Below are 26,567 nucleotides of genomic sequence, written 5' to 3'. Positions count from 1 at the left end.
GGTATGGCGAGTCGCACACGCGCGTGCCGGGCTTGAACGACGTCATCGATGGCAGCGGCACGGTCATTGTCCTGCAGGCGGTTCCCACAGCTCGACCTTGTTGCCATCGGGATCGATGACCCAGCCGAACGATCCCTGTTCCGAGGTCTCGGTCGTGTCGAGCACGTGGCAGCCCTCGCTGCGCAGCGCGACCAGCAGGGCGTCCAGATCGGCGACCCGGAAGTTGATCATGAAAGGCGATGTGCTGGGGGCCATGTACTCGGTATCGGCGGCGAACGGGCTCCACAGCGTCATGCCCGCAGGGCTGTCGGCGCCACCCCAGCGAAATACCGCGCCGCCCCAGTCGCTGATGTCCAGGCCGAGGTGGTCGCGATACCAGGCGCTGAGCGCCTTCGGGTCGTTGCATTTGAAGAAGATGCCGCCGATGCCTGTGACACGCTTCATCTGTCTTGCCCCGAGGAGGTCTGCTGGAGGATGACTGCGCTTGCCCTGCGCATGATGCGGCAACCGGCGCCAGGATCAAGCCGGGCGACCAGGCGAAGCGCCGGGCCCCCCGGCCCCTCGCCTCATCCCCTGAGAACCTGTTCACGCTCTTGCTGCGCTTGCCAGCTGGCGCGCGTGCGGTGCTCGAAAGAACCGCCTAGAGCGGTTCTTGACATCGCGCCAGCGACGGCCCGAAGGGTGGCCACCAGGGATGGTGGCCACAAATGCTCATGTACCTCCACGTACACTGCGCTTTCTGCCTGCTCTTCACTGGTATGCACGCCACACGCCATCTGCCGGCGCTCGCGACAGATCGTGAGCAGGTTCTGAGACCGGGCTCGCTACACTGTCGGCATGGACACCCCTTCCCTGCTGTTGCTCGTGGTCGCGGCCTTGGCCGCGCTGGCCGTCATCCTGCTGGTCGTGCTGCTGTTGCGGCGACCGGTCGCGGCGGTGCAGGCCGATGCCGGCGAACGGACGCGGCTGTTGGCCGAGTTGCAGTCCGAGCGTGATGCCGCCCGGGATCAGGCCGCGGAATCGGGCCGGCTGCAGGGCCGGCTGGGGGCGCTGGAGGCCGAGTTGTCCGCGCATGCCGCGCAGCGCGCGCGCGATGCCGCGCAGCTGACGGAGCTGCAGCAGCGGCTCGACAGCGACCGGGTCGAATTGCGGACCGCCACCCATGCGCTGGCCGATCGCGAATCGGCATTGCTGCAGGCGCGCGAACAGATCGCCACCGCCGACGCCGAGCTTGCGCGCCTGCGCGATCGGCTCGGTAGCGTGCAGCGCGAGCATGCGGAAGCCACCGCCAACCTGTTGCATGCCAAGCAGGCGCAGGCCGACATGCAGGCGTTCCTGGGAGATGCCCAGAACAAGTTGTCGGCGTCGTTCGCCGAACTTGCCGGCAAGGTCTTCGATGAGCGCGGACAGGCCTTCGAGAAGAACGTGCGCACCGCGACCGCGCAGGGCAAGGTCGATATCGAGACCCTGCTGAAGCCGTTCGCGGACAAACTGGGCGAGTTCCGTTCGCGCGTCGACACGCTGTATGGCGAAGAGGCCAAGGAGCGTTCCGCGTTGCTCGGTGCGGTGACCGAGTTGAAGACGCTCAACCAGGACATGGCGGGTCATACGGCGGCGCTGACGCGCGCGCTGAAAGGCAGTTCCAAGGTGCGCGGCGACTGGGGCGAGTTGATGCTCGAAAGTGTGCTGCGTGGCAGCGGCCTGGAAGAAGGCCAGCACTACGAGCGCCAGGCCGGCGTGCGCGACGAGGATGGCAAGGCGCTGCGACCGGACATCCTGGTGCGCCTGCCCGACGATCGCTGCGTGGTCGTGGACAGCAAGGTCAACCTGGTGGCGTGGCAGGAGGCGATGAACGCGGTCGACGAGCCCGAGCTGCATGGGCTGGCGCTGCAGCGGCATGCCGACGGCCTGCGTCGCCACGTCAAGGATCTCGGCGACCGCGCCTACCCGAAGGCGGTCGGCGACAACGCGCTCGATGTCACCATCGCCTTCGTGCCGATCGAGGGCGCGCTGTCGGCCGCGCTCGGTACCGATCCGACGCTGCAGACCTACGCGTTCGAGCGCAAGGTCGTGTTCGCATCGCCCAATACGCTGATGGCGTTGCTGCGGGTCGTCGATCGCCTGTGGGCGCGCGACAAGATGCAGAAGCAGGCGCTCGACATCGGCGATGCCGGCGGCAAGGTGCTCGATGCGTTGATGGGGTTCCTGGCCGATTTCGACGCGGTCGGCAAGAAGCTCGACGATGCCTCGAAGTCGTTCGGCGACGCCCAGCGCAAGTTGCGCGAATCGAACCAGAGCGTGGTCAAGCGCGCGCAGCGCCTGGTGGACCTGGGCGCGCGTGGCCGCAAGCAGCTGCGCGACGAACTGCGCGACAGTCCGGCCGACCTGCTGCCGGCTGCGGGCGGCAAGGCCTCGCGTCCGCGCCTGCTGGCGTCTCCGGAGGGCGCGCAGGACGAGGCAGACAGCGGGCTTGAAGACAGCAGCCCCGAAGACAGGCTGGAAGAGAACCAGGACCAGCCCTGATGCAGGGACTGGCCGCCGCCGCGTTCAACGCGACGGCGTGAGCGCGGCGACGGTTACGGCGACGACGACAGCGGCACCACCGGCATCACGTCGACCGGAACCGTCGGGTTGGCGTCGTCATCGAGCAGGTAATCGGGCAGCGATTCGTCGGACTGCTTGCGGTCGCCCTGGATCTGGTAGTTGCGGCGCTGCAGCCAGGCATCGCGGACCAGCGCGTATTCGTCGACCGCGCCTTCGCGCAGGCTGTCGACGGCAAACAGCTGGGTGCGGACGTCGACCAGCTGCAGGCCCTGCAGACCGATGCGCACGGTGCTGTCGTCGACCTGGCGGACCGGCGACAACGGCGCGTCGCCGATCAGGCCGAAGGTGTCGCGCAGGGTGCGCGGACCGAACAGCGGCAGTTCGACGAAGCGCGAGGTCGTCCAGCCCCACACGCCGAGCGTCTGGCCGAAGTCCTCGCTGCGTCGCGGCAGGTTGGCGTCGCTGGCGGGATCGAAGATGCCGCCGATGCCCAGCGTGGTGTTGACCAGGAAGCGCGCCAGCGACTGGCCGGCCTGCTTCGGCTTGCCCTGCAGCAGCGCGTTCAGCGCGCTGACCGGCTGGCCGAGGTTGCTGAAGAAGTTGGTGACGCCCAGGCGCACCGGACGCGGCACCACGCGCACGTAGGCCTTGGCCAGCGGCTTGGCGACGGTGCGGTCGACGGCATTGTTGAAGCCGTGGACGCGGCGGTTCCAGCCTTCCCAAGGATCGTAGGCGACGGCCATCGTTGCCGACGGCGGCAGCGTGGGATCGGCGACCGGATCGTAGACCTGGGTGCCGTAGATCGCCTGCGCATCGAGTTCGGCGTCGGTCGGCGCATTGGCATCGGCGTCGGCAACCACGACCGGCGCCCCGGCGTCCGCTGCCGCGACCACCACGGCATTGTCCTGCGCGCTGGCGGCCATCGCGGCCTGCGGCGGTGCCTGCGCGCTGTCGGTAACCGTGCTGTCGGCGACCGTACCGACGACCACGCCGTCGGGGCTGCTGGCGGCCTGGCCGTCATTGCGGGCGGGACCCTGGCTGGTGCAGGCGCCCAGCACCAGGCTGGCGGCGAGCACCGTCAGGGTGGCGCGCGGCATCGGGGTCCGGGACGTCTGGGACTGGATCATGGCGGGGGGATCCGGAGGGAGTTCGGTCAGCTGGCGGCGAACGACAGCGTGGGGGAAAGCCGATAGGCGGCGCGCAGTTCGGCCAGTCCGACTGGACTGCCCTCGACGCTGACGCCGCCGGCGCGTGCGGCCAGTTCGGCCAGCAGCGCGATGCCGGCACTGTCGATGCGCTCGACGCCGGCAAGATCGAAACGCGCGACGCCCTCGAGGCCGCGCGACGCCTCCGGCCACAGGGCCGGCACGGCGTCGCGGACCAGCGCGCCCGCAAAACGCAGCGCGTCGCCTTCGCGTTGGACGCGCGCCTGCGTCATCAGTTGGTGCCGGCCTTGATCTGGCCGTTGCGCAGCTCGGTCGCCACCTGGCGGATCGACTTGTTCTGCAACTCGGCGTCGAACTGCTGGCGGAACGTCTGCACCATCGATACGCCTTCGATCATCACGTCGAAGACCTTCCAGCCGCTGCCGGTCTGGCGCATCAGGTAGTCGACCGGGATCGGCTCGCCACCACTGCGCAGCAGCTCGCTGGACACGCGCACGCCGACGCCGCGCGGCAGCGGGGTCTCGGACTTGATGCGCACGCGCAGCTGGGTGTTGAAGTCCAGCAGCGACGAACCGTAACGCTGCAGCAGGCCGTCGGTCAGCGCATCGCCGAACAGCGCGATGTCGGCGTCGCTGGCGCCACGGGCATGCCGTGCCAGCACCTGGCGGGCGCTGTAGTCGCGGTCGAAGATCGTGTTGAGCTCGCCGGCGACGAAGGTGCGCAACGCGCCACGGTCGCGGGTGAATTCGGCGCGGCGCTTCTCGAGGGTCTCAAGGATGCGCTTGGTGTTGTCGAGCACCAGCTTGCTGGGCGCGCCCTGCTGGGCGGCGGCGGCGGGCGCGGCGGCCTGGGCGAGCACCAGCGTCGGCGACGCGGCGGCGGCAAGCGCGACGGCCAGCGCAACGATCAGGGGAGTGCGGGAAAGGGTCTTCATGGCTTGGGTTCCTGGGAGGAGTCCTGGTGGGGCGCATCTTCGGTGGGCGCAGCGCCACCGCCGCTGAACATGTATTTGCCGACCATCTGGATCAGGTCGACCGCAGGCGAGGTGAACACGATCTGCTCACCGGGTTTCAGGTTTTCCATGTCGCCGCCCGGCTGCAGGCCGACGTAGCTCTCGCCGAGCAGTCCGCCGGTCAGGATCGCGGCCGAGGTGTCGACCGGGATCTGGTAGGCATTGTCGATGTCGAGCGTGACGATGGAGTCGAACTTGACCGGGTCCAGCGACAGCTTGGAGACGCGGCCGATGGTGACGCCGCCGATCTTGACCGGCGCGTTGGGACGCAGCTGGCCGAGGTTGGTGAAGTTGGCGGTCAGCGCATAACTGTCGCGGCTGAAGCCGAACTTGCCGTTGGTCGAGGCGATCGCCAGTACCAGCAGCGAGCCCAGCGCGAGCACCAGGAAGGCGCCGACTGCGAATTCGAGACGTGGACCACGTGTGGCCATTGCGATTACCTCTGGATCTGCATGGAATCCCTCCCCTGCGCCGCATGGCGCAAGGTGGCCGCAACGGCCGGAAGGACGGGGGTGTGCGTGGTGAAGGACAAGGCGTGCGTCATGGCCATCACCGGAACAGGAACGCCGACAGCACGAAGTTGAACATCAGCACCAGCATCGACGCGTTGACGACCGCGCGCGTGGTGGCGACCGACGTGCCTTCGATGGTCGGCTCGGCGTGGAAGCCGACATACGAGGCGACCAGCGCCGCGGTGCCGCCGAAGACCGCCGACTTCAGGAACGCCGGCAGGAAGTCGCCGTGGAAATCGACCGCGTCCTTCATCGTCTGCCAGAACATGCCGTTGTCGATGCCCAGCACCTGCACCGCCTGGAACCAGCTCGCGGCGATCGCGAAGGTGCAGAAGAAGCCGGTCAGCATCGGCACCGTCAGTACCGCCGCCCAGAAGCGCGGCGCGACCGCCTTGCCGACCGGATCGATCGCCATCAGGCCCAGCGCGGTGATCTGGTCGGTGGCGCGCATCAGGCCCAGTTCGGCGGCGATCGAGCTGCCGGCACGGCCGACGAACAGTAGCGCGGTCAGCACCGGCGCCAGTTCGCGGTACAGGCCCAGGCCGATCAGCACGCTGACCTGGTTGCTGGCGCCATAGGTCTCCAGTGCGCGAAAACCAAGCAACGTCAGCGAAAGACCAACGAACGCGCCGCCAACGGCAATGATCGGCAGCGAACGGCCGCCGATCTTGTAGATCTCGCGGACCAGCTCGTTGAAGAAATCGGCGGTCGGCCGGGAAGCGCGCAGCACCGACAGCGAGAACAGGCCGGCGCGGCCGATCGAGCGCAGGGTCGAGGTCAACGGCATCAGGCGGCCTCCGTCCTGGGCGCGGTATCGAAGGCGATGGGCCCGTCCGGCTCGCCGCGCAGGAACTGGCCGACCAGCGGATCGTCGCTGGCCTGCAGTTCGGCCGGCGTGCCCGAGAACACGATGCGGCCATTGGCGATGACGACCGCGAAGTCGGCGATCGGCAGCGTCTCGTGGACGTGGTGGGTGACGATGATGCTGGTCAGGCCCAGGTTGTCGTTGAGCTCGGAGACCAGGTTCATGATCACGCCCGAGGCGATCGGGTCCAGCCCGGTCAGCGGCTCGTCGTAGACCATCAGCGGCGGGTCCAGCGCGATCGCGCGTGCCAGCGCGACGCGGCGCGCCATGCCGCCCGACAGCTCGCGCGGATACAGATCGGCAGCGCTGCGCAGGCCGACGGCATGCAGCTTCATGTCGACCAGGCGGTCGATGACCGGCCGCGGCAACTTGGTATGCGTGCGCAGCGGCAGCGCGATGTTCTCGGCCGCCGTCAGGTCGGTCAGCAGGCCGTTGCCCTGCAGCAGTACGCCCAGGCTCTTGCGCATCTCCAGCAGCGCGCGCGTCTGTTGCGGGACCGGCTGGCCGAAGATCTCGACCGTGCCGGCCGCCGGGGCCAGCTCGCCGGTCAGCGCCGCCAGCATTGTCGACTTGCCGCTGCCGGACGGGCCGAGCACGGCGGTCACGCTGCCGCGCGGCACCTGCAGGTCGATGCCGGACAGGATCGTGCGACCGCCGCGGTCCAGGCGGACCCCGTCGAAGCGCACGGCAATGGCAGCGGAAGCGTCGGATGTCATGGGGGTAGGCAGGGGGCAGCCAGTTAAAAACTCGTCAAGGATGGCCAATGGCGGCTGAATACCGACCAAGTGACTGAACTGGAGAGTACAGGAATTGAGTCTCACCGCCATGTATCGCTGGTCATGGTGGTGCGGACGCGCAGAAACCCTGCCCTGGTCGCGGGCCGGCCGCGCAGCGCGATTCCTCGCCTGACCGCGCGATCCACGTGCCTGGCGGAGGGCTAGGGTTGTCCGGGGACGTCCTGCGGTGTCGCCGCGTCGCGGGTGTCGCCGGCGCCCTGGCGCAGGTCCTCGTGCAGGATGCGCCGCAGTTCGAGGATCGCCGGTGCGGTTTCCTGCACGCTGTGCCCGGACACGATGACCTTCTCCGACACTGCGCCCGCCAGGTGCGCGCTCGGATACGGCACCAGGCCGTCGTCGCTGGCCTCCAGCGGCGTGCCGGGCTTGAGCTGCGCGATGATCGAGTGGTAGCGCACCGCGGGTGAGATCGGCAGGTCGGCCGCCGCCTGCACGAATGGGTCGCTGCCATCGAGGTTGTCGATGCTGTTCGGGATGCCACCCGCGGGCTTGCCGTCCGCCGATTTCGATGTTGCACCTGCCAGCGTCTGCAGCACGTCGTCGAAGTTTTCCAGCAGCGTCAACGGCAACCGCACCAGCCGCGAGATCCAGCGCCCGACGCGATGGCCCGCGACCGCCGTGCCGCGATGCGGCGTGGCGATGAAGACCGCGCGCTCGACGCCCGGGAACGGCTGGAAGCGCAGCATCGGATCCAGGCGCGGGCGGATCCGCGCCAGGCGGTCGGGCGGGATGTCGAATTCGCCCAGCAATGCATTCCACAATTGCTGGTCGGACGACGACACCATCAGCCGCGCGATCATGCCGCCCATGCTGTGCCCCACCAGCACGATGTCGCGCGAGGCCGCCGCCTGATGCTGCGGATCGAAATGCGCGAGCGCGCTCGACACCAGCCGGCGGATCTGCGCGTGGTTGAAGACCACCGGCATGTTGGTCGGGTAATAGACCTGCCAGATCTGGAACTCGCGGCGCAGCGCCTCGTCGCCCTGCAACTCGTTGGCGACGTTGACCCAGGCTTCCGGACTGCTGGCCAGGCCGTGCAGCATCAGGATGATCCGGCGATCGGGATCGTAGGGCTGCATCAGGTACAGGTGCGGATGTTCGATGCCTTGGGCGCGGCCGAACAGCGTGCGCAGCGATTGCCGGTTGAAGCCCGAGCGGGCCAGCCATAGGCCATAGCCGGCAGTGAAGTTCGCGGCCAGCGGCACCTGTTGCCCGTGCAGCGTCACCAGGCTGTCGACGTAGGGATCGTGCACGCTGACCTGGACCTCGCGCGTCGCCAGCACGCTGGCGAGATCGTCGCCGCCATAGCGGAACAGCACGGTCATGTTGGGCGACGGCATCTCGCTCCAGGCCGGTGGCTCGCGCCGGTGCCTGCGCGCCGACGGCCCGCGCGGATTGCCGGCCGCGAAGGCATCGCGCTCGTCGTCCTGATCGCGCGCACGGGTATCACGGCCATTGCGATTGCCGGCATCGCGCGCAGCCGTATCGGTGTCTGCGTCTGCATCTGCGTCTGCGTCGGCATTGCCGTTGGCCGTTGGCGGCGGCAGCGTGACCGGATCGTCGTCCATGACGGCGACCAGTTCCGCGCCGAAACCATCGCGGCGGTAGGTGCTGCGCAGTCCCTGGAACGACAGCGAGGACGCCGGCAGCAATTCCTTCGGCGTTGCCGTGCCGTCGGGCAGGCGCACGCCGGCCAGGTCAATGCGCAACGTCCAGCCCGCGTATTGCGCCCGGCTGACGGTCGCGCTGTCGGGCGTTTCGCCCAGCCGCGCGTCGAACAGCTGCGTCGTCGCTTCCTGCACCGCCGCGTTGTACCAGTCGCGTACCTGGGTCTGGCGATCCTCGAACGCGCGCTCGCCCGGCGTACGCGTGGTGAAGAACAGATAGGCATAGGCATGGCGCCCGGCTTCCATCCATGCCTGCAGGCGGCGCTCGGCGAGCGCGGCGTCGGCCGCGGCCGCGGCCTGTGCGGGGTCGATCCTGGCCGGCTTTGCCGGCGTGGTGGTGGCCTTGCCCGGCTTGGCAGGCGCCGGCAATGCGATCGCATGCTGCAGCCACAGTTCGGCGGTCGCCGACAGGCGGCGCTCGTCGGAGATGCCCTGCACCTCACGCAGCGCATCGATGCACGCCAGCGCGGGCGTCGCGCAGGCATCGACATCCAGGCCGGCCACGCGCAGCGTCTGCGCGGTCAACGCGCTGAGCTTGCCGGTGGTCAGGATGTCGCCACGTTGCAGCGCGATATACTCGCCGGGGCTCATCGGCTCGACCGCGACCGACGGCTGGAACTCGCGCAGCAGCGCGCAGCCGCCGAGCGTGCCCATCAGCACGACGGCCAGCAGGCCGGCAGGCAGGCGTGCGCGCAACGTCTGGCGGATGCGGGAAGGACGCAGCGTCATGGCGAGTTCCCGAGGTCGGAAGGGGCGCGTGCGGTAGGCGCATGCCTGGAGGGGGCACCACCCGCCGGTGAACCGCTGGGCGCGCCGGCCATGCCAGGAACGCCGCGGCGGATCGCCTGCGTGAAGTCCTCGCCGCTGGCGTCGGCGGCCTTGGCGCGGTCGGTGATGCGGCCGGCGGCCTGCAGGGCCGGGAAGTCGTAGCCGGGCGCCAGCGCGCCGAGGTCATGCACGTATTCGCCGAGATAGCCCGACAGCAGCAGGCGGTAGTCCAGCGGCAGGCCCGGCGAGATCCTGCGCGCCAACTCGAACACGATGGTCGTGCAGTTGCTGGTCAGCGTGTTGTAGAAGCGGGGCGTCCGGCGCAGTTCATCCGCGCGGTCCAGGTATCCCAGCAGCATCGCCCGCAGCTGCGCCGGCGTCGCGGTCAGCCGGTAGAGGTAGACATCCTCGCCGCGCACATTGCTGCGCACGCGCACGATGTCGCGCTCGTCGGCCGCGACCAGCACGGTCTCGTACTGCTTGAAGAAGCCGGCGATCGCCGAGAACGATTCCTGGCGCTCCTTGCGGATCTCCAGCGAGAACACCAGCTGGCGGCCATCGTCGAAGCCGAACGACACCAGCGTGTGCGCGATCGCCGGGCCCATCCAGTACGACAGCACCAGGTCGGCCGACACCAGCCGGTCGAGGTCGTACTCGCGGGTCTCCCATCGCGCGTCGTAGTCGGTCTCGCTACGCCAGTCGAAATCGCGCACGTTGTGCAGCGTCAGGCGATTGCCGACGACCTCGGGTGCCAGCAGCCGCGCGACATCGTCGGCCCAGTCGCGCTGGTGCGAGGGCTGCAGCGTCTGCCACCAGACCAGCAGCACCAGCCAGGCCAGCGCGCATGCCGGCAGCGTCCATCGCAATGGAGCCCTGTCGGACCGGTGGCGCCACGCGCGCGCGCGCAGCGCGATGGCGACGCAGGCCACCAGCCCGAGCAGCGACCAGGCCGCGACCAGCGCGATGACAAGCCATTCTGCGCCAGGCGCCTGGTACCACAGCGCCAGCGCGCCCCATGCCGTCGCGAGCAGCCCGACCAGCACCAGCAGGCCCGCGCCGATACCGCGCAGCAGGGCAAGCAGCCGACGGCGCGGCACGGGCGTCGTCGCGGCAGTCGGGCGATGGCCTGCAGGCACGTGGCGGGTTCCGGAAGCGTGTGGGGAGTGGCGCGGCGCAGGTTAGCAGGATGGTGATGTCGCGACACTTCCAGCAGGCGTTCCGTGGGTCGTCAGCGAAGCGCGTGGCAGCGTCGGTCTCGGCGCATGCGATGCGGATCCGTCATCATGCGCGGATGCCCGATCAGGCCGCCGCCAACGACTTCCGCCTTTACCACTCCAACGCGCTCGACGTGTTGGCCGGCCTGCTGGCGGCCGAACTCGCACGGCCGCTGCCGGGGCAGTCGATCCTGGTGCCGGAAGTCGTACTGATCCCGCAGGTCGCGATGCGGCGCTGGCTGCAGTCCACGCTGGCCGCCGAACACGGCATCGCCGCCAACCTGGAGTTCGTGACGCCCGGCGAATTCGTCGGCCGCGCGCTGGCCGCCAATCTCGGGCCGGGCGACGACGAGCTCGATGCCGCCGCGCTGCACTGGCAGTTGTATGCCGCACTGACCGATGCCGACCTGCTCGCGCAGCCGGCACTGGCGGCCTTGCGGGCGCATGTCGCGTCCGGGCCCGCGGGACGCGGGGATCCGTTGCGCGCCTGGGCCCTGGCCGGCGAACTGGCGGCGGTGTTCGAGAAGTACCAGGCCTGGCGCCGCGACTGGCTGCTGCGCTGGGAAGACGGCGCCGACCGCGACGATCCGCAGGCGATCCTGTGGCGGCGCATCGCGCGCGGCCGCGATCACCGTGCGCGCCGCATCCAGCAGTACCTCGACCGTTACCAGGCGCCCGGCAGCGCCTTGCCCAGCGGACTGCCGACGCGGTTGTTCGCGTTCGCAACCTTGAACGTCTCGCCCGATGTGCTGCGCGTGCTGTCGACGCAGGCGCGCGTAGGCACGCTGCATTTCTACGTGCCGTCGCCGAGCCGCGGTTACTGGGGCGACCTGCAGCGCCTGCGCGCCGGCGCTGCCGAGGCCGATGCGACGGCCGCCGTCGCGTCGGCAGCCGTCAATGGGGAAAACCCACTGCTGCAGGCCTGGGGCGCGGCCGGCGTCGATTTCATGGCCGTACTCGGCGGCTATGAAGTGGTGCATCCGGATGTCGAGATCCGCGGCGACGCCGATCCCGGCGACGGCGGCGGTGCGCTGAAAGGCAGCCTGCTGCGCCGGATGCAGTCCGATCTGTTCCATCGCCGGCCGCCGCCGTTGTTGTCGCCGACCGCGACAGATGCCCGCACGCGCTTGCCGGCCCTGCGTCGTGACGATCCCAGCCTGCAAGTGCATGCCTGCCATACCCGGCTGCGCGAGCTGCAGGTGCTGCACGACCAGCTGCGCGGGCTGTTCGAGGATCCGCGTTTCGATCCGCCGCTGCAGCCGCGCGATGTCGCGGTGCTGGCGCCCGACATCGATCCCTACATCCCGTACCTGGAGGCGGTGTTCGGCAGTCGCGGGCGCGAAGACGGCGCCGGCCCGCACATCCCCTACGCGCTCGCCGATGCCAGCCCGCTGGCCGGCGAACCCTTGGCGGACGTCTTCCTGCGCCTGCTGGCCTTGCCGGTCGCGCGCTTCGGGCTCGAGGAAACGCTGGACCTGCTGGCCAGTCCGCCACTGGCCGAACAGGCCGGCCCCAACGGCAGCGCCCTCGATGCCGCCGCCTTCGCCCGCCTGCATGCCTGGCTGCACGCGGCTGGCGCGCGCTGGGGCATCGATGCCGCCCATCGCGAGCGGCTGGATGCCCCGCACGACGATGCCTATACCTGGGCCTTCGCGCTCGACCGCCTGCTGCTCGGCCATGCCAGCGGCAGCGATGCGCCGATCGTGTCGGCGTCAGGCAACCTCGTCGCACCGTTGCCGGAGCTCGAAGGCAGCGCGCTCGATGCGCTCGACACCCTGGTCCGCCTGCTGCGCGTGCTTGCGCGCTACGCCACCGTGCTGGGCGAGGCGATGCCGCCCGAGGCCTGGCGCGATCGCCTGCTGCGCCTGCTCGATGCCCTGTTGCCGCGCCCGCCCTCGACCCCGTCGACGCAACGCGCGCTCGATCGCCTGCGCCATCTGATCGACGCCTTCGCCGCCGATGCCGGCCGCGCCGGCTTCGATGCGCCGGTGCCGGCCGAGGCGGTGCGCGCGCATTTCGCCAGCGTCCTGGGCGAGGCCGATACCCGCGCGCCACTGCTGACCGGCGGCGTCAGCATCGGTCGCATGGTGCCGATGCGCCTGCTGCCGTTCCGTGTGATCTGCCTGCTCGGCATGGACGATGGCGATTTCCCGCGTCGCGATCCGGCGGCTGGACTCAACCGCCTGACGGCCGAACTCGGCAGCGATCGTCGTCGCCTTGGTGATCGTTCGACCCGCGACGACGACCGCTTCCTGTTCCTGCAGCTGTTCTCCGCCGCGCAGGACGTGTTCTACGTCAGCTACCAGGGTGCGGATCCGCGCGACGGCAGTCTGCGCGAGCCGTCGGTGCTGGTCGCCGAACTGCTCGATGCCGTTACCGATCAACACCTGCCCGACGTCGACACCGCCCAGGCCCTGGTCGTGCGCCATCCCTTGCAGCCGTTCGCGCCGGCCGCGTTCGGCGCCGGCGATGAACCACGCCGGTTCTCGTATCGCCCGCAATGGTGGCCGGCCGCCGCGCAGCCGCTGCAACGGCGCGTGCCGCTGTCGCCGTGGTTCGCGGGCGGACCGCTCGCTGCGGCCGATGCCAGCGATGCTGCGCAGGGCGACGACCCTCGCCTGTCGCTCGATGCCCTGCGGCGCTTTCTCCAAGCGCCGGCGCAGACCTTCCTGCAACAGCGGTTGGGCCTGCGGCTGGCCGAAGTCGACGCGCTCGATGGCGATGTCGAACCGCTGGTCGCGCCCGGCCGTGGTCTCGACCGCCAGCGCCTGCAGCAGGCGGTGTTCGATGCGCGCCTGCGCGGCGACGACGATGCGACCACGCAGGCCTTGCTGCGCGCGCGTGGCCTGCTGCCGTCGGGCGCGTTGGGCCGGCGCACGCTGGAGCAGGTGCGAGCAGTCGTCGAACCCTACGCGCTCGCGTTCCAGGACTGGCGCGGCGATGCCACCCCCGAGGCGCCGCAGCGGGAGGTCGACATCGATGGCGTCGTCCTGCATGGGCGCATCGCCGACGTCTATCCGCAGGGCATCGCGCGCATCCGCTTCGAGGCGCCCAACGGCACCTCCGCCATCCGCGACGGCCTCGACTGGCTGCTGGCCAGCGCCGCCGGACTCGAGATGCCGCTGGTGCAGTTCCACGATGGCGGCCAGGCCGGGGTCGGGCCGTATCCTCGCCCGCCGCTCGACCCTGCGCAGGCGCGCGCGCTGCTGCGCCTGCTGATCGACCTGCGCACGCAGGGCCTGCATGTGCCCCTGCCGTTCGCGCCGTACAGCGGCTGGGAGTTGTTCAAGGCCGACACGCTGGAGAAGGGCCTCGATGCCGCCGCCAAGCGCTGGCGCGGCAGCGATCGCAGCTGGGGCGAAGGCTCCGGCGAAGCCCTGCGGCTCGCACTGCGCGGTCGCGATCCGTTTGCCGATGAAGCCACGCAGGTTGCGTTCGTCGACCTCGCGTTGACGATCTATGGCGCGCTGGTGTCCGGCCTGCAGCATGCCGGCACCGATGCCGACGCCTTGCGCACCCTCGCCGCCCACTTCGATGCGCATGCCGATGACGAGGACGCGGAATGAGCGACCTCGTCGCCGTGCACGATCCCTACCTGACGTTGCCGCTCGACGGCGTGCGCGCCATCGAAGCCTCGGCCGGCACCGGCAAGACCTTCACGCTGGCGACGCTGGTCGTGCGCCTGGTGGTCGAGCGCGGCCTGCGCATCGGCCAGATCCTCGCGGTGACCTTCACCGAGGCCGCGACCCAGGAACTGCGCAGCCGCATCCGCAAGCGCCTGCTGACCTCCGAGCGCGTGCTCGATGCTCCCGTCAGCGACGGCGCCTCGCCGGAAGAAGTGCTGACGCGCGCGATTCTCGATGCCCACCTCGCGCGTGGCGAGGAGACCGTGGCCGCGCTGCGCAAGCGCCTGCATGCCGCCGCCAACGACATCGACCTCGCTGCGATCTTCACGATCCACGGCTTCTGCGCGCGCGTGCTGCGCGAGCACGCACTCGAATCGGGCCAGGGCTTCGACGCCCCCGAGCTGATCGCCAACGACGCGACCTTGCGCGAGGCCATCGCCGCCGACCTGTGGCGTGCGCATGGCGTTGATGCCGCTGCCGCCGACGACCTGATCGCCCTGTGGTCGGGCGGCCCGCCCGTGCTGGCCGGCGACCTGTCGCCACTGGTGCGCGAGCCGGTGTTGCGTCCGGCCCTGGCCGAAGTGCCCGCCGATCCCGCGCCGCGTTTGCGCGCGTCCGGTGATGCACTGGCCGCGGCCTTGCGCGCGCACGGCGACGACTTCCTCGCGTCCCTGCTCGCCGCCGTCGACGGCAAGATCCTCAACGGCAACAGCTACAGGCGCGAGTGGATCCTCGACCTGTTCGATGCCTTGGGCGCGTGGTCCGTGGCCGGCGACAGCAGCATGCCGTTCGGGCATGCCAAGCTGCCGCAGCTGCAGCGCGAGCTGTTGCTGCAGCGGACCAGCAAGGGCGGCATCGGTCGCACGCCGGAGTCGCCGATCTGCGACCACGTACCCGCCTACCTCGACGCGCTGGCCGCGCTGGACGAATGGCAGGATGCGCGTCGCGTCGAACTGCTGCACAGTCTGCGCACCGATGCCCGTGCCCGCGTCGCGCGCTTCAAGCAGCAGCAGCGCGTGCAGACCTACGACGACCTGATCGACCGTGTGGCCGATGCCGTCGATGGCGCGCATGCCGATGCGCTGGTCGCGCGCCTGCGTGCGCAGTACGCGGTCGCCCTGGTCGATGAATTCCAGGACACCGATCCGCGCCAGTGGCGCATCTTCGATCGCGTCTTCGGTGCCGCCAGCGCACGGCTGCATGGCCAGGCGCCCGCGCTGTTCGTCATCGGCGACCCCAAGCAGGCGATCTACGGCTTCCGTGGCGGCGACGTCGAGACCTATCTCGCCGCCAAGGCCACCGCCGAGGAAGCGCCGCCGCTGTCGTCGAACTTCCGCTCGCGCCCCGGCGTATTGCGTGCGACCTCGGCGCTGTACGCACAGGCCGACGCGGCCGGCGTCGCACCGTTCGTCGACGCGCGCATCCAGTTCCGCGAAGTGGTGCCGGGCGGATTGCGCAGCGACGACGACTATCTGCGCGATGGCCGCCCCGCCCCGGCGCTGACGCTGTGGCAGGCGCCCGAGCCGCCGCCTGATGCGAAGGGCAAGGCCAGGCCATGGAGCGCGCCGCAATCGCGCGAGCTCGCTACCCGCGCCTGCGTCGCCGCGATCCACGACGTCCTGAGCGCCGCGCGCCAGGGCCAGGCCAGCATCGAGGGCCGCCCCGTGCAGCCCGGCGACATCGCCGTGCTGGTGCGCAGCCACAACGAGGCCACGCGCATCCGCCAGGCGCTGGCCGCGGTCGGCATCCCGGCCGTCGCCGCCGGCAAGCAGAGCCTGTTCGCAACCCCCGAAGCCCGCGACCTGCATGCGCTGTTGCTGGCTCTGCTGCATGGCGCCGACGACGGTCGCCTGCGCATGGCGCTGTCGACGGTCCTGATCGGCGAGGACGCGCACCAGGTCGCGGCACTCAGCGATCCCACGCAAAGCAGCGATGGCGAAGCGCTGCGCCGCTGGCAACTCGCCGCCCTCGGCTGGCGCGATCGCCTGCAGCGCGGCGGGCCGTTGGCCCTGGTCAGCGACCTCTGTGCCGAACAGGCCGGACGATTGCTTGGTCTACTCGATGGCGAGCGCCGGCTGACCAACTACCTGCAACTGGCCGAACTGCTGCAGGAAGCGCAGGCGCATGCGCTCGGATTGCACGGTCTGGTCGACTGGCTGGCGCGTGCGATCGCCGCCGCGTCTTCCGATGACGACAGCCAGCTGCTGCGGCTGGAATCCGATGCGCGCCGCGTGCAGGTCGTGACCCTGCACAAGAGCAAGGGCCTCGAATATCCGCTGGTGTTCCTGCCGTTCGCCGGGATCGGCGGCAACGCGCGCAGCGCCGGCCAGCATGTCACCGTCGCCGAGGCCGTGACCGATGCCGACACTCCCGGCGATAGCGATGGCGACGCGCCCGGCAGCGGTCGCGCGCTGCATTGGAAACTGCTGCCATCGATCTCCGGTTGGGACGCGGCCAGGCAGGCCTGGGCCGAGGCCCAGCGCGCCGAGGATGCGCGCCTGCTGTATGTCGGGCTGACACGCGCACGCCACGCGCTGTGGCTGGCCGGCGGCCGCTTTTACCACCACGACAAGGCCGCACTGGCGCCGATGATCGCCGATCCGGCCGCGCTCGCCGATGTGCTCGGCGCGGCGATCCATGTCGACACGCGCATGCCGCCCGAAGGCTTGCCGTGGCTGCCGCCGGAAACCGGCGACGCGGTGCCGCCTGCGCGCATCGCCCGGCGCGTGCTGGCCAGCGACTGGTGGGTCTACAGCTTCACCCAGCTCGCCAACGCCGAGGGCCATGGCGATGCCTCCACGGCAGCCACCCAGCCCGCGCCCGGCGGACAGGACGAACCCGCCGCCGACCTCGACGCCGCGACCGGCAGCGACACCGATGCCGATCCTTTCGATCCCCGGTTTGCCGGCGCACGTTTCGGTGTCGTGTTGCACGACGTGCTGGAACGCAGCGCCTTCGAACGCTGGGCGCAGTGGACGCCCGGCAGCCCGCCGCCGCAGGAAGACGCCGACGTCATCGTCGAGCGACTGCGGGCCGGCGGCTATCCGACGCAGGACATCGACGACGGCCTCGCCTTCCTTGCACCGCTGGTCGGGCAGACGCTGACCGTCACCCTGCCCGAAGGCGTGCGCCTGGCCGATGTGCCCGCCGAACGGCGCCGCCCTGAAATCGAATTCCAGTTCGCACTCGCACCCACGCGCGTCGATGCGCTGCTGGCGTTGCTGCACCGCCATGGCCTGCTGGCCACGCGCCATGGCTTCGGCCTGCGTCGCAAGCTCGAAGGCCTGATGACCGGCCTGATCGATCTGACCTACCTGCACGACGGGCGCTGGTACGTGCTCGACTACAAGTCCAACCGCCTGCCCGGCTACGGCCCCGCGCAACTCGCCGACGCGATGGCGCACAGCGAGTACGAGTTGCAGGCGCTGATCTACACCCTGGCCCTGCATCGCTGGCTGCGCTTCCGCCTCGGCGCCGCCAGCGCGGGCGGCGGCTACGACTACGACCGCGATTTCGGCGGCGTGCGTTACCTGTTCTGCCGCGGCCTCGATGTGACGCGCGTCGATGCGGCGCGTGCTGACGTGACACCGGGAAGCGGGCCGCATGAAAGCATGCCGCATGGAAGCGCGCCGGGCGTGCAGGCCTGGCGCTTCGCACCGGCGCTGGTCGACGCGCTCGACGCGCTGTTTGCCGGCCGCGATAGCGAGGCCGCCGCATGAGCCTGCTGCAGCAACTGCGCGACGCCAACGCCTTGCGCACGCTCGACCATGCGCTGGCGCAGAGCCTGCGTCGTCTCGATCCCGACACGCCCGACGTCGTGCTCGCCGCCGCCGCGCTGGCGTCGCTGGCGGTCGCGTCCGGCCATGCCGGCTTCTCGCCCTCGGCGCCGCAGCTGCTGGTCGACGCGCCGATCGACTGGCCCGCGCCCGCCGACTGGCAGGCGCAACTGGATGCCTCGCGTTGGGTCGCGCGGCCGGTCGATGCGGACAGCGAATCCGCCGCCGATGCACCGCTGGTGTCCGAGCACGGCCTGCTGTACCTGCGCCGCTATCGCGAGTACGAACGCCATCTCGTGCTCGGCCTGCGCCGCATCGGCGCGCACGTGCCCGACGCCAGCGATGTCGCCGCACTGGCGCCGCTGTTCGCGCAACTGTTCCCCGGCGCCTCGGCATCGGTCTCCGGCGACGCGCCCGACCTGCAGGCCCGCGCCGCCGCGAGCGCATTGCGCCACAGCCTGCTGTTGGTCACCGGCGGCCCCGGCACCGGCAAGACCACCACGATCACCCGCCTGCTGGTACTGCTGACCGCGCAGGCCGCGGCGGCAGGCAAACCCGCGCCGCGCATCGCGCTGGCCGCCCCCACCGGTCGCGCCGCCGAACGCATCGCCGAGAGTTTGCGCAACGCCGTGCAGGCGCTGACCGCGCTCGGCATCGCGCCCGCGCTGTGCGAACACCTGCCGACCACCGGCACCACTCTGCATCGCCTGCTTGGCACCATTCCCGACTCGCCGCGCTTCCGCCACCACGCCGACAACTCGTTGCCGGTCGATGTCGTCGTCGTCGACGAAGCCTCGATGATCGACCTGCCGCTGATGGCCAAGCTGGTCGATGCCGTGGCCGATGGCGCGCGCCTCGTGCTGCTCGGCGATCCGGACCAGTTGCCGTCGGTCGAAGCCGGCGACGTGCTCAGCGGCATCCTGCGCGCGGCCGGCGATGGCAGCACCCTCACGGACGACGACGCCCGGGCGTTGCAGCCATTGCTCGGCAACACGTCCGGCGATGCCACCGACCTTGGCGGCTCCCGCTTCCCCGGCCGCCATGTCCACCTGCGGCGTGGTTACCGCCAGAGCGAAGCCCTGCAACTCGCACCGCTGGCCAGCGCCGTGCGGGCCGGCGACAGCCAGGCCGCGCTGGCGCTGCTGCGCCGCGGCGAACTGTCCGGCGTGCAGTTCCACGAAGGCCTTGCCGACCCGCTGCAGACGCATCGCCAACCGCTGCTCGCGCACTGGACGGCATTGGCCGACAGCGAGCGACCCGCCGATGCCCTCGCACTGGCCGGTCGCCTGCGCATCCTGACCGCCGTCCGCGAAGGCCCGCAGGGCGCACGCGGCCTCAACGCCCGCATCGAAGCCTTGCTGACCGAGCGCCTGCAATCCGCCGGCGCCCTGCAGGCCGGCAGCACCGGCCAGGGCTACTTCCACGGCCGCCTGCTACTGATCACCGAGAACAGCTACCGCCACCGCCTGTTCAATGGCGACATCGGCATCTGCCTGCGAAGCGCAGCGAGTCCCTCTTCGGGGCGAAGCGAAGCGAGTCCCCTCTTGGGAGCGAATGCCGACGACGACGGCGCCCTGATGGCCTGGTTCCCCGGCGACGACCCCCAGCATCCGCGCCCGTTCCACCCCGCCGCCTTGCCCGCACACGAGAGCGCCTTCGCGATGACCGTGCACAAGGCCCAGGGCTCCGAGTTCGACGACGTCTGGCTGCTGCTGCCCGCGCGCTTCAACCGCGTGCTGTCGCGCGAACTCGTCTACACCGGCATGACCCGCGCCCGCCAGACCCTGCACCTCGCCGCCAGCGCCGACGTCATCACCGACGCCCTGGCACGACACGCGAGCCGGTGGTCCGGACTGGGCTGGCGACTGGGCGAGCAGGACACCCCCGCCCCGCGTCAGTCAGCGCCGGTCCCCGAACCGGACACCGACGGCCCGCCGAGCCAAGGCGCATTGTTCTGAGCGATGCTGCGCGGCCCCTGGGCGCGGCCACGGCAGTGAACCGCGCAAAACCGAACCAGCACTTGAAATCAGATATCCATGATAGATTAAGCCACTTAAAGTTGCATGGATGATAGTAAATGCGCCCGATCGCATCCGACTTTGCGACCCCTGAAACGCAGCGGGCCGCCCGCCATCTGGGCCGTCTGGTCCGCGAGGCGCGCCTCGCGCGGCGGATGCCGCAGACAGAGCTGGCCACCCGTGCGCGGACCAGCCCTGCCACCGTGATCCGCATCGAAAAAGGCAGTGTCGAGACCGCCCTGGGAACATGGCTCTCGGTCATGGAACAGCTTGGCCTGCTCAAGCAGATCCAGGCCCTCGACGACCCGGCATCGCAGGCGATGCTGGCCGAGCACAAGGCGCGACGCGCACGGCGCAACGTCAAGCCTGATCTGGACTTCTGACTGGACTCCCGAGATGACCGCTCGCTACGTGTTCATCCATCCCCCTGGACAGCGTGATGCCGTTCCCGCCGGTCGCCTCGAGCTGATCGAGCGCAATGGCGAGCTGCTGACATCGCGCTTCCAGTACGGCAGGCAATACCTGCAGCGCGCCGAGGCGCTCGATGTCGACCCGGTCTCGTTGCCACGTGCGGAGGAGACCGCCACCGCGCGTGAGCCCATCCATGGTCTGCCGCTGTTCGGCGCCATCCGCGATGCCTCGCCGGATGCCTGGGGCCGTCGGGTGATCGAAAACCGGCTGCGTCGGACCGGTCCACTGTCGGAGCTGACCTATCTCGATCACGCCGGATCGGATCGTGCCGGCGCGCTCGATATCCGCGCCAATCGCGATAGTCCTCCGCGGCCAAGCACGTTGGCCACGTCCCTGGACTTGCAGTATCTGCTCGAGGCGGTGGAGCGCGTCGAGGCGGGTGATCCCGTGCCGGCGCAACTGGCGGTGTACTTCGAAGGAGGACCGACCATGGGCGGCATGCGCCCCAAGGCGGTCGTCACCGAGGGCGGGCGCGAGTTCGTGGCGAAGTTCCCGTCCACTTCCGACCGGCGATTCAATGTCCCGGCGATCGAGTACGCCACGCTCGAGCTCGCGCGCGACGTCGGCCTGGATGTGCCGGCGACCCGTCTGGTCGCGCTCGACGGTCAGCGCTCGGCGATGCTCATCGAACGTTTCGATCGGGAGCCGGTGCCCGGCGGTCAGGCGCGGCGGCACATGGTCTCGGCGCTGACGATGCTGGGCGTGCCGGAAATGGCGTCGCCAGACCAGAGTTATGCCGCGATTGCGCAGGTGATCAGCCGCAGGTGTGCCGCCGTGCATGTCCAGAACGACCGGGTCGAGCTGTTCAAGCGCATGGTGTTCAACATCCTGGTGTCCAACAACGACGACCATCTGCGCAATCATGCTTTTCTCTACGACGCACAGGCGGGGGGCTGGCGTTTAAGTCCCCTGTACGACGTGGTGCCATCGCCGCAGGTCGCGACCGAGCGTTTCCTGCATCTGGGCGTCGGTCCACATGGGCGCGCAGCCGAACTGGAAAACGCCCTGGAGGGGGCCGGCCAGTTCGGCTTGCAGCGTCGTGCCGCCGCGCAGCTCATCGAAGCGCTGGTGGCAGGGGTCAGGCCGTGGCGCGAACGTTTTGACGCGCTCGGCGTGTCCGCACATGACAACGATGCCGTCGAAAACGCGTTCCGTCGCGCCTCCGATATCGGATTGCGGGCGGTCGAGCGCGTGGCGCGCGGCTGACCCAGCGGCGCCTGCACGTGCGGATGCCGGCGCTCTCGGCGGTCACCATGGGGGCAAGCCCGAACGGTGATGGACAGAGGCTCCCGCCCTTGACCTCAACCGCACTCAAGGTGGCAAGGTAGCCTCCCCACCCGCCGCCAGGGCCCGACGATGACCCACGCCTTGAATGACGCGCCGCTTCAGGACATGCCGTTGAACGACATGCCCCTGTACCTCGCACGCCTGGGCCACGACCAGCCGCCACCGCCGACGCTGGACACCCTGCGCGCGCTGCAACTGCGCCACACCATCGCCTTCCCGTTCGAGACCGTGGCCATGTTGCTGCGCGAGCCGGTGGCGCTGGACCTGCCGTCGCTGCAACGCAAGCTGCTGCACGACGGACGCGGCGGTTATTGCTACGAGTTGAACCAGCTGTTCCTGGTGTTGCTGCAGCAACTGGGCTTCCAGGCGCGCGCCATCAGCGGGCGCGTCGTCATGGGCGGGCCAGAAGACCGGCAGACCGCGCGCACCCACCAGGCCGTAGTGGTCGAACTGGACGGTGTGTCGTGGCTGGCGGACGTCGGCTTTGGCGGACTGGTACCGACCGCGCCGCTGCGTCTGGACACCGAAGACGCGCAGGCCACCCCGCACGAGTCCTTCCGCATCACCCGGCACGACGACCGCCGCGTGCTGCGCGCGCAGGTCGCCGGCGAATGGCGGGCCATGTACGTCTTCGACCTGCAACCGCAATGCGCGATCGATCACGAGGTCGGCAACTGGTACGTCTCCACGCACCCGCAATCGCCGTTCCGCGACCGCCTCGTCGCCGCCCGCGTCGAACCCGGCCTGCGCCACACCTTGAATGGTGTCCGCTACACGTTGCATCGCATCGGCGGTGCCAGTGAGCAGCGGACCCTGGACAGCGTGGAGGCGGTGATCGATGTGCTGCAGCAGGTGTTCGGCATCCGCGCACCTGCGCATCCGCAGCTGCATGCCGCGATCTCGCGGCTGCTGGCGCAGGACGCCGCGCTGGCATAGGTCATCAGCACGCGCGGGCCCGCATGCGCGCCCGGCTAGACTGTGCATCCTCTTGTCCTCAAACCCACCTGGATGCGTCATGGACGTTGAAGCACTGATCACTGCGGCGCTGCGCGAAGCCGGCTACTTGCCCGACACCGTCGGTTCGGCGCTGCCGCGGATCATGCGCATCCTGCATGCGGAAGACGTCCGCATCGAGCTGGGCCGCAGCCTGTCGCGCAAGGAGCGCGAGTACGTGCGCCTGCAGCTTGAGCTGGGGCTCAACGTGTCCGAAGTGGTCAAGGGTCTGAAGGCCTGACCGGCATCAACGCGCGTCACTGATCGTCGCGCTCCTCATCCTGCTGACACCGCGCTGCGACGACAGCGGACCTCCAGCACCACGCGCGCTGACGCTTTCCTCCTGCACGTATTCAGGTTAAGGTCGGGCGCAGGGGACGGGAGATTCGCATGGGACGCGGACGTCGGGGATTCTTTGACGATTTGGCCAGGCTGCCATGGCCAATCATTGTCGTGGTCGCTGTCCTCGGGCATGTCGGCATCCGTTACGGCATTCCCGCATGGCTCGCGCGCCAGCAAGGCCCGTTCGCGCAAGCGCTCGGAGTCTCGAGTGACGCCCTCGCTCCGCTGGCGTGGCTGTTCCTGATTGCCTGCCTGTTCTGTGCGGTGTTGTCGTACGCAAGCGCCCGCAAGCGACGCCAACTGCTCGACACCCGCACCGGCCTCGACAGCCTCGCCGCGATCGGCTGGCGCGACTTCGAACGCCTGGTCGGAGAAGCCTTCCGCAAGCAGGGCTACACCGTCGAAGAGACCGGCCTCGGAGGCGCCGACGGCGGCATCGACCTGATCCTGCGCAAGGGCCGCCAACGCACCCTGGTGCAATGCAAGCAGTGGCGCTGCCAGCAGGTGCCGGTGAATGTCGTCCGCGAAATGTACGGCCTGCTCGCCCACCATGGCGCCCACGCCGTGCGCATCGCGACCGTCGGCAACTTCACCAAGGACGCCGCACGCTTCGCCGCAGGCAAGCCGATCGAACTGATCGATGGTGCGACGCTGCTGGCGATGATCCGCGACGTACAGCGCGCAGACCGCACGCCTGCCTCGGCACCGACGCCGATGCCCGCCCCTCGGATAGAACCCGCCGTCGCCAGTGCGACGCCGGCCATTGCAGCGACACCCGACTGCCCACGCTGCGGCAGCGCAATGGTCGAACGCACCAACCGCCGCGCCAACAGCACCTTCTGGGGTTGCACCACGTTCCCCGCATGCCGCGGCACGCGATGAGCGCCGCTCGCGGGCGTTGCTGTCTTCCTTCGCCACCAATCAGGCAGAACCCGCCATGCGCTTTCTGATCGTGCTGCTGCTCATCGCTGCCGCGTGGGGCGGCTATCGCCACTTCCATGCGCCGGAACCTGTGGCGGTCACACCGATCGCCGCGACCACCACGCCATCACGCGCCGCCGCGACGCGCGTATTGCCAACGCCAACCCAGAGCTTCAGCTGCGATGGACGCCAGCACTGCTCGCAGATGCGGTCGTGCGAGGAAGCGACTTTCTTCATCCGCAATTGCCCGGACACGAAGATGGACGGGGATAGCGATGGGGTGCCGTGTGAGTCGCAGTTGTGTGGATAGAAGTACACCGAAAACCGCTGGGTCGTTAGGCCGCGTTTCGAATCTTAATAACTAATTGGAAACAACCAGAGCGCTTCCACTGGCGCGCGCTGGTTACTCAAAGGAGGAGATATGCAGCTCAGTTCAGTCGCGATTCGAAATTTTCGGCGCCTCGAAGACGTCGAGATCGATGTCGAAGGCCAGAAGACCATATTCGTAGGCCCTAACAACAGCGGAAAGACATCAGCAACAGCGATTTTTCGCTGTTTTCTCGGTGGTCGCGATTTTAGGGTCCACGATTTCTCTGTATCGCGTATGGCTGATTTCGAAACCTTCGCCAGCACTGGCGAGGCAGTCCACCTCCCGGAAATCACTTTGGACCTATGGTTTTCGATCGATCCCGACACTATTGCGTATGGCCAGATATTCTCACTTCTACCCAATCTCGCCGATCTCAATCGCATTGGTTGTCGACTGACACTCTGTGTCGCAGATCCGCCAAAATTGCTAGCGGCTTACCACACGGCCTATCCGTCTGGGGAGGATGGTGTCCGTGGCAAGACCCTCGGTCAGTACTTGGCGATGGACAGTAATTTAGCCCGGAGCACCACAGTGCGTATCTCCTCGATGGAATTACGGGAGGATGAGGAGGGGAAAACATCAACCCATGTGACAACGATTGATCCCGAGGAAGGTCGGCGGCTTTTGAAGCAGCTAGTCCGTGTCGAATTCGTCGATGCGCAGCGCAATATCAACGACGATGATAACAGCCGCAGTAACCGTCTCTCGTCGGCTTTTGCTGCTTTCTATCGTAAGAATCTGGAGGATGCAGGACCCGCGGCAGCTGCCCACAAGGTCATCGACGCGAACAACGAGCGGCTAACCGATCACTACAAAACCCAATTTGCGCCCTTGATCAATTTAATCAAGGGACTAGGTGTGCCCTCCGTCAACGATCGGGACTTGCGTATTATCTCGTCTCTCAGTCCGGAAACGGCCCTGAAAGGCAACACGGAACTTCTGTATGTTGATCCAACACGCAAGCACGAGCTGCCGGAGCTTTACAACGGATTGGGCTTCAAGAATCTGATCTACATGGCGGTCCAAGTCCGACACTTTCATTCCCAATGGGTGGCGACTCCCCACAACAGGCCGCTATGCCTACTTGTATTTATTGAAGAGCCAGAGGTGCATCTGCATGCGCAGGTGCAACAGACGTTCATTACCAATATTTGGAAAGTAATCGAGGACTCAGCGAATGCGTCGGGTGAACCGTCATTGGTCCCGCAGCTCGTTGTGACGACTCACTCCTCACATATCCTCGACGCAGTCGACTTCGAGACTGTCCGCTATTTTCAACGTTGCTACGCCCCTAACGAGGAGAACCCGACTGGGATCCGCAATGTCTCAGATGTACGAAGCTTGCGCGCGTTCCAGCCAGAAGGCGATGTCATTGATGGGAAAGCCGTGTCTACAGATGACGCCATTGCGTTTCTTAAACGATACCTGCGCTTGACCCACTGCGATCTATTTTTCGCGGACGCCGCCATTCTTGTCGAGGGTGCGGCGGAAAAGCTGCTGTTGCCGATGATGATAGAAAAATCCGCACAGGAGCTGAGGAAATCGTACCTCACGGTCCTGGAAGTTGGCGGTGCCTATGCGCACCGCTTCGAGGGCCTGCTCTCTTTTTTGCGTATTCCCTATCTCGTGATTACCGATTTGGATTCGGTTATGCCGGATGGCAACGGCGCCGCATGTCGCGGCGATACGATTCAAGCCAAGACATCAAACGCCAGTCTGAAGACGATGCTGGGCAAAACCACCATCGCTGAGCTGATTGGGATGACACCGGATGAGAAGATCAATGCCGAGAAGGACCGATGTATTGCCTTCCAAGTCGACGTTGCCGTCGAGGAGAAGGGCAATCAACTTGCGATGCGGCCACGCACTCTTGAGGAAGCGTTCGCCTATGAAAATTATGCTCTGTTGCGAGCAGGAACGATCACGATAGGCAAGGTAGTTCCGGATAATTTGCAAGACGCTTATCAGACGATCTACGACCGGATCCGCTCAGATGCCTTCAAGAAGACCGATTTCGCGATGAGTCTTCTCGATGGCCAGATCGACTGGGTGACCCCGGCCTATATCGCAGCAGGCCTGTCGTGGCTGGAGACCAAGCTTAAACAAGCGGTCGTCTCGCCTCAGATAACCGCCGCGGAAACGGAAATCGTCGGCGCAACCGATGAGCTCACGTCTACGCCGGCCGCCGACGATCCTGCGGCTCCGCAGGGGGGGATCTGAT

20 protein-coding genes are annotated in these 26,567 nt (G+C 68.4%); 11 read left to right on the top strand and 9 right to left on the bottom strand.

The genetic code is table 11. From position 1 onward, the window contains the following. Window positions 1-63: 63 nt before the first annotated feature. Window positions 64-444 carry a VOC family protein gene (locus ACYX7E_RS02050; protein ID WP_462078865.1) on the bottom strand — a complete coding sequence of 127 codons (381 nt, stop codon included), beginning with the start codon at window positions 442-444 and terminating at the stop codon, window positions 64-66. 393 nt (window positions 445-837) lie between these two features. Here ACYX7E_RS02050 and ACYX7E_RS02045 point away from each other — a divergent pair, with 393 nt between their 5' ends. Beyond that, window positions 838-2,523 (top strand): DNA recombination protein RmuC, encoded by a 1,686-nt coding sequence (locus ACYX7E_RS02045; protein WP_462078864.1) that lies wholly within the window; start codon window positions 838-840, stop codon window positions 2,521-2,523. Window positions 2,524-2,576: 53 nt separating this feature from the next. Here the strand turns inward: ACYX7E_RS02045 and ACYX7E_RS02040 are convergent, their stop codons facing one another. The 8 genes from ACYX7E_RS02040 to ACYX7E_RS02005 form a co-directional block, all read right to left on the bottom strand. After that, window positions 2,577-3,671, bottom strand: a complete 1,095-nt coding sequence (locus ACYX7E_RS02040; protein ID WP_462078863.1) for an MlaA family lipoprotein — start codon at window positions 3,669-3,671, stop codon at window positions 2,577-2,579. Window positions 3,672-3,697: 26 nt separating this feature from the next. Further along, the gene (locus ACYX7E_RS02035; protein WP_462078862.1) at window positions 3,698-3,982 is read right to left on the bottom strand and encodes an STAS domain-containing protein; all 285 of its coding nucleotides are present in this window, start codon (window positions 3,980-3,982) and stop codon (window positions 3,698-3,700) included. After that, window positions 3,982-4,644, bottom strand: a complete 663-nt coding sequence (locus ACYX7E_RS02030) for an MlaC/ttg2D family ABC transporter substrate-binding protein (protein ID WP_462078861.1) — start codon at window positions 4,642-4,644, stop codon at window positions 3,982-3,984. Before ACYX7E_RS02030 ends, ACYX7E_RS02035 begins: the two co-directional genes overlap by 1 nt. Further along, a complete protein-coding gene (mlaD, locus tag ACYX7E_RS02025) occupies window positions 4,641-5,153 on the bottom strand; it encodes an outer membrane lipid asymmetry maintenance protein MlaD (RefSeq protein ID WP_462078860.1) in 513 nt (170 codons plus the stop codon). The genes ACYX7E_RS02030 and mlaD overlap by 4 nt, the downstream gene beginning before the upstream one ends. Before the next feature lie 118 nt (window positions 5,154-5,271). Beyond that, the gene (locus ACYX7E_RS02020; RefSeq protein WP_462078859.1) at window positions 5,272-6,021 is read right to left on the bottom strand and encodes an MlaE family lipid ABC transporter permease subunit; all 750 of its coding nucleotides are present in this window, start codon (window positions 6,019-6,021) and stop codon (window positions 5,272-5,274) included. Beyond that, window positions 6,021-6,815, bottom strand: coding sequence for an ABC transporter ATP-binding protein (locus tag ACYX7E_RS02015; protein WP_462078858.1), 795 nt, complete (start codon window positions 6,813-6,815; stop codon window positions 6,021-6,023). The genes ACYX7E_RS02020 and ACYX7E_RS02015 overlap by 1 nt, the downstream gene beginning before the upstream one ends. Window positions 6,816-7,036: 221 nt before the next feature. Next, window positions 7,037-9,289 (bottom strand): esterase/lipase family protein, encoded by a 2,253-nt coding sequence (locus ACYX7E_RS02010; protein WP_462078857.1) that lies wholly within the window; start codon window positions 9,287-9,289, stop codon window positions 7,037-7,039. Then, on the bottom strand, window positions 9,286-10,464 hold the full coding sequence (locus tag ACYX7E_RS02005) for an Lnb N-terminal periplasmic domain-containing protein (protein WP_462078856.1): 1,179 nt from the start codon (window positions 10,462-10,464) through the stop codon (window positions 9,286-9,288). Before ACYX7E_RS02005 ends, ACYX7E_RS02010 begins: the two co-directional genes overlap by 4 nt. Window positions 10,465-10,619: 155 nt before the next feature. Between ACYX7E_RS02005 and recC the strand changes: the two genes are divergently transcribed. The 10 genes from recC (at window position 10,620) to ACYX7E_RS01955 (ending at window position 26,566) form a co-directional block, all read left to right on the top strand. Further along, the gene (recC, locus tag ACYX7E_RS02000) at window positions 10,620-14,108 is read left to right on the top strand and encodes an exodeoxyribonuclease V subunit gamma (RefSeq protein WP_462078855.1); all 3,489 of its coding nucleotides are present in this window, start codon (window positions 10,620-10,622) and stop codon (window positions 14,106-14,108) included. After that, window positions 14,105-17,887, top strand: a complete 3,783-nt coding sequence (locus ACYX7E_RS01995) for a UvrD-helicase domain-containing protein (protein WP_462078854.1) — start codon at window positions 14,105-14,107, stop codon at window positions 17,885-17,887. The genes recC and ACYX7E_RS01995 overlap by 4 nt, the downstream gene beginning before the upstream one ends. Next, entirely contained in the window at window positions 17,884-19,902 is a 2,019-nt protein-coding gene (recD, locus tag ACYX7E_RS01990; protein ID WP_462078853.1) for an exodeoxyribonuclease V subunit alpha, read from the top strand. Before ACYX7E_RS01995 ends, recD begins: the two co-directional genes overlap by 4 nt. Window positions 19,903-20,021: 119 nt before the next feature. Then, window positions 20,022-20,345, top strand: a complete 324-nt coding sequence (locus ACYX7E_RS01985) for a helix-turn-helix transcriptional regulator (protein WP_462078852.1) — start codon at window positions 20,022-20,024, stop codon at window positions 20,343-20,345. Window positions 20,346-20,358: 13 nt separating this feature from the next. Beyond that, on the top strand, window positions 20,359-21,639 hold the full coding sequence (locus ACYX7E_RS01980) for a type II toxin-antitoxin system HipA family toxin (RefSeq protein ID WP_462078851.1): 1,281 nt from the start codon (window positions 20,359-20,361) through the stop codon (window positions 21,637-21,639). A gap of 201 nt (window positions 21,640-21,840) precedes the next feature. Continuing rightward, the gene (locus ACYX7E_RS01975; RefSeq protein ID WP_462079056.1) at window positions 21,841-22,656 is read left to right on the top strand and encodes an arylamine N-acetyltransferase family protein; all 816 of its coding nucleotides are present in this window, start codon (window positions 21,841-21,843) and stop codon (window positions 22,654-22,656) included. A gap of 79 nt (window positions 22,657-22,735) precedes the next feature. After that, window positions 22,736-22,954 carry a polyprenyl synthetase gene (locus ACYX7E_RS01970; RefSeq protein ID WP_462078850.1) on the top strand — a complete coding sequence of 73 codons (219 nt, stop codon included), beginning with the start codon at window positions 22,736-22,738 and terminating at the stop codon, window positions 22,952-22,954. A gap of 149 nt (window positions 22,955-23,103) precedes the next feature. Further along, a complete protein-coding gene (locus tag ACYX7E_RS01965) occupies window positions 23,104-23,937 on the top strand; it encodes a restriction endonuclease (protein WP_462078849.1) in 834 nt (277 codons plus the stop codon). Window positions 23,938-23,992: 55 nt separating this feature from the next. Next, window positions 23,993-24,286 carry an excalibur calcium-binding domain-containing protein gene (locus ACYX7E_RS01960; RefSeq protein WP_462078848.1) on the top strand — a complete coding sequence of 98 codons (294 nt, stop codon included), beginning with the start codon at window positions 23,993-23,995 and terminating at the stop codon, window positions 24,284-24,286. A 111-nt stretch (window positions 24,287-24,397) separates the two neighbouring features. Continuing rightward, window positions 24,398-26,566: an ATP-dependent nuclease gene (locus tag ACYX7E_RS01955; RefSeq protein ID WP_462078847.1), complete on the top strand. Its 2,169-nt coding sequence runs from the start codon at window positions 24,398-24,400 to the stop codon at window positions 26,564-26,566. The last annotated feature ends 1 nt before the right edge of the window (window position 26,567 follow it).

This window comes from Luteimonas sp. RIT-PG2_3, assembly GCF_054902115.1.
The sequence above is the reverse complement of the archived record's forward strand: the minus strand, read 5'-3'. Positions and strand labels throughout refer to the sequence as shown.

Coding starts and splice junctions, on each gene's coding strand:
- ACYX7E_RS02050 (WP_462078865.1), bottom strand. CDS start 444: ATGAAGCGTGTCACAGGCATCGGCGGCATCTTCTTCAAATGCAACGAC.
- ACYX7E_RS02045 (WP_462078864.1), top strand. CDS start 838: ATGGACACCCCTTCCCTGCTGTTGCTCGTGGTCGCGGCCTTGGCCGCG.
- ACYX7E_RS02040 (WP_462078863.1), bottom strand. CDS start 3,671: ATGATCCAGTCCCAGACGTCCCGGACCCCGATGCCGCGCGCCACCCTG.
- ACYX7E_RS02035 (WP_462078862.1), bottom strand. CDS start 3,982: ATGACGCAGGCGCGCGTCCAACGCGAAGGCGACGCGCTGCGTTTTGCG.
- ACYX7E_RS02030 (WP_462078861.1), bottom strand. CDS start 4,644: ATGAAGACCCTTTCCCGCACTCCCCTGATCGTTGCGCTGGCCGTCGCG.
- mlaD (WP_462078860.1), bottom strand. CDS start 5,153: ATGGCCACACGTGGTCCACGTCTCGAATTCGCAGTCGGCGCCTTCCTG.
- ACYX7E_RS02020 (WP_462078859.1), bottom strand. CDS start 6,021: ATGCCGTTGACCTCGACCCTGCGCTCGATCGGCCGCGCCGGCCTGTTC.
- ACYX7E_RS02015 (WP_462078858.1), bottom strand. CDS start 6,815: ATGACATCCGACGCTTCCGCTGCCATTGCCGTGCGCTTCGACGGGGTC.
- ACYX7E_RS02010 (WP_462078857.1), bottom strand. CDS start 9,289: ATGACGCTGCGTCCTTCCCGCATCCGCCAGACGTTGCGCGCACGCCTG.
- recC (WP_462078855.1), top strand. CDS start 10,620: ATGCCCGATCAGGCCGCCGCCAACGACTTCCGCCTTTACCACTCCAAC.
- ACYX7E_RS01995 (WP_462078854.1), top strand. CDS start 14,105: ATGAGCGACCTCGTCGCCGTGCACGATCCCTACCTGACGTTGCCGCTC.
- recD (WP_462078853.1), top strand. CDS start 17,884: ATGAGCCTGCTGCAGCAACTGCGCGACGCCAACGCCTTGCGCACGCTC.
- ACYX7E_RS01985 (WP_462078852.1), top strand. CDS start 20,022: ATGCGCCCGATCGCATCCGACTTTGCGACCCCTGAAACGCAGCGGGCC.
- ACYX7E_RS01980 (WP_462078851.1), top strand. CDS start 20,359: ATGACCGCTCGCTACGTGTTCATCCATCCCCCTGGACAGCGTGATGCC.
- ACYX7E_RS01975 (WP_462079056.1), top strand. CDS start 21,841: ATGCCCCTGTACCTCGCACGCCTGGGCCACGACCAGCCGCCACCGCCG.
- ACYX7E_RS01970 (WP_462078850.1), top strand. CDS start 22,736: ATGGACGTTGAAGCACTGATCACTGCGGCGCTGCGCGAAGCCGGCTAC.
- ACYX7E_RS01965 (WP_462078849.1), top strand. CDS start 23,104: ATGGGACGCGGACGTCGGGGATTCTTTGACGATTTGGCCAGGCTGCCA.
- ACYX7E_RS01960 (WP_462078848.1), top strand. CDS start 23,993: ATGCGCTTTCTGATCGTGCTGCTGCTCATCGCTGCCGCGTGGGGCGGC.
- ACYX7E_RS01955 (WP_462078847.1), top strand. CDS start 24,398: ATGCAGCTCAGTTCAGTCGCGATTCGAAATTTTCGGCGCCTCGAAGAC.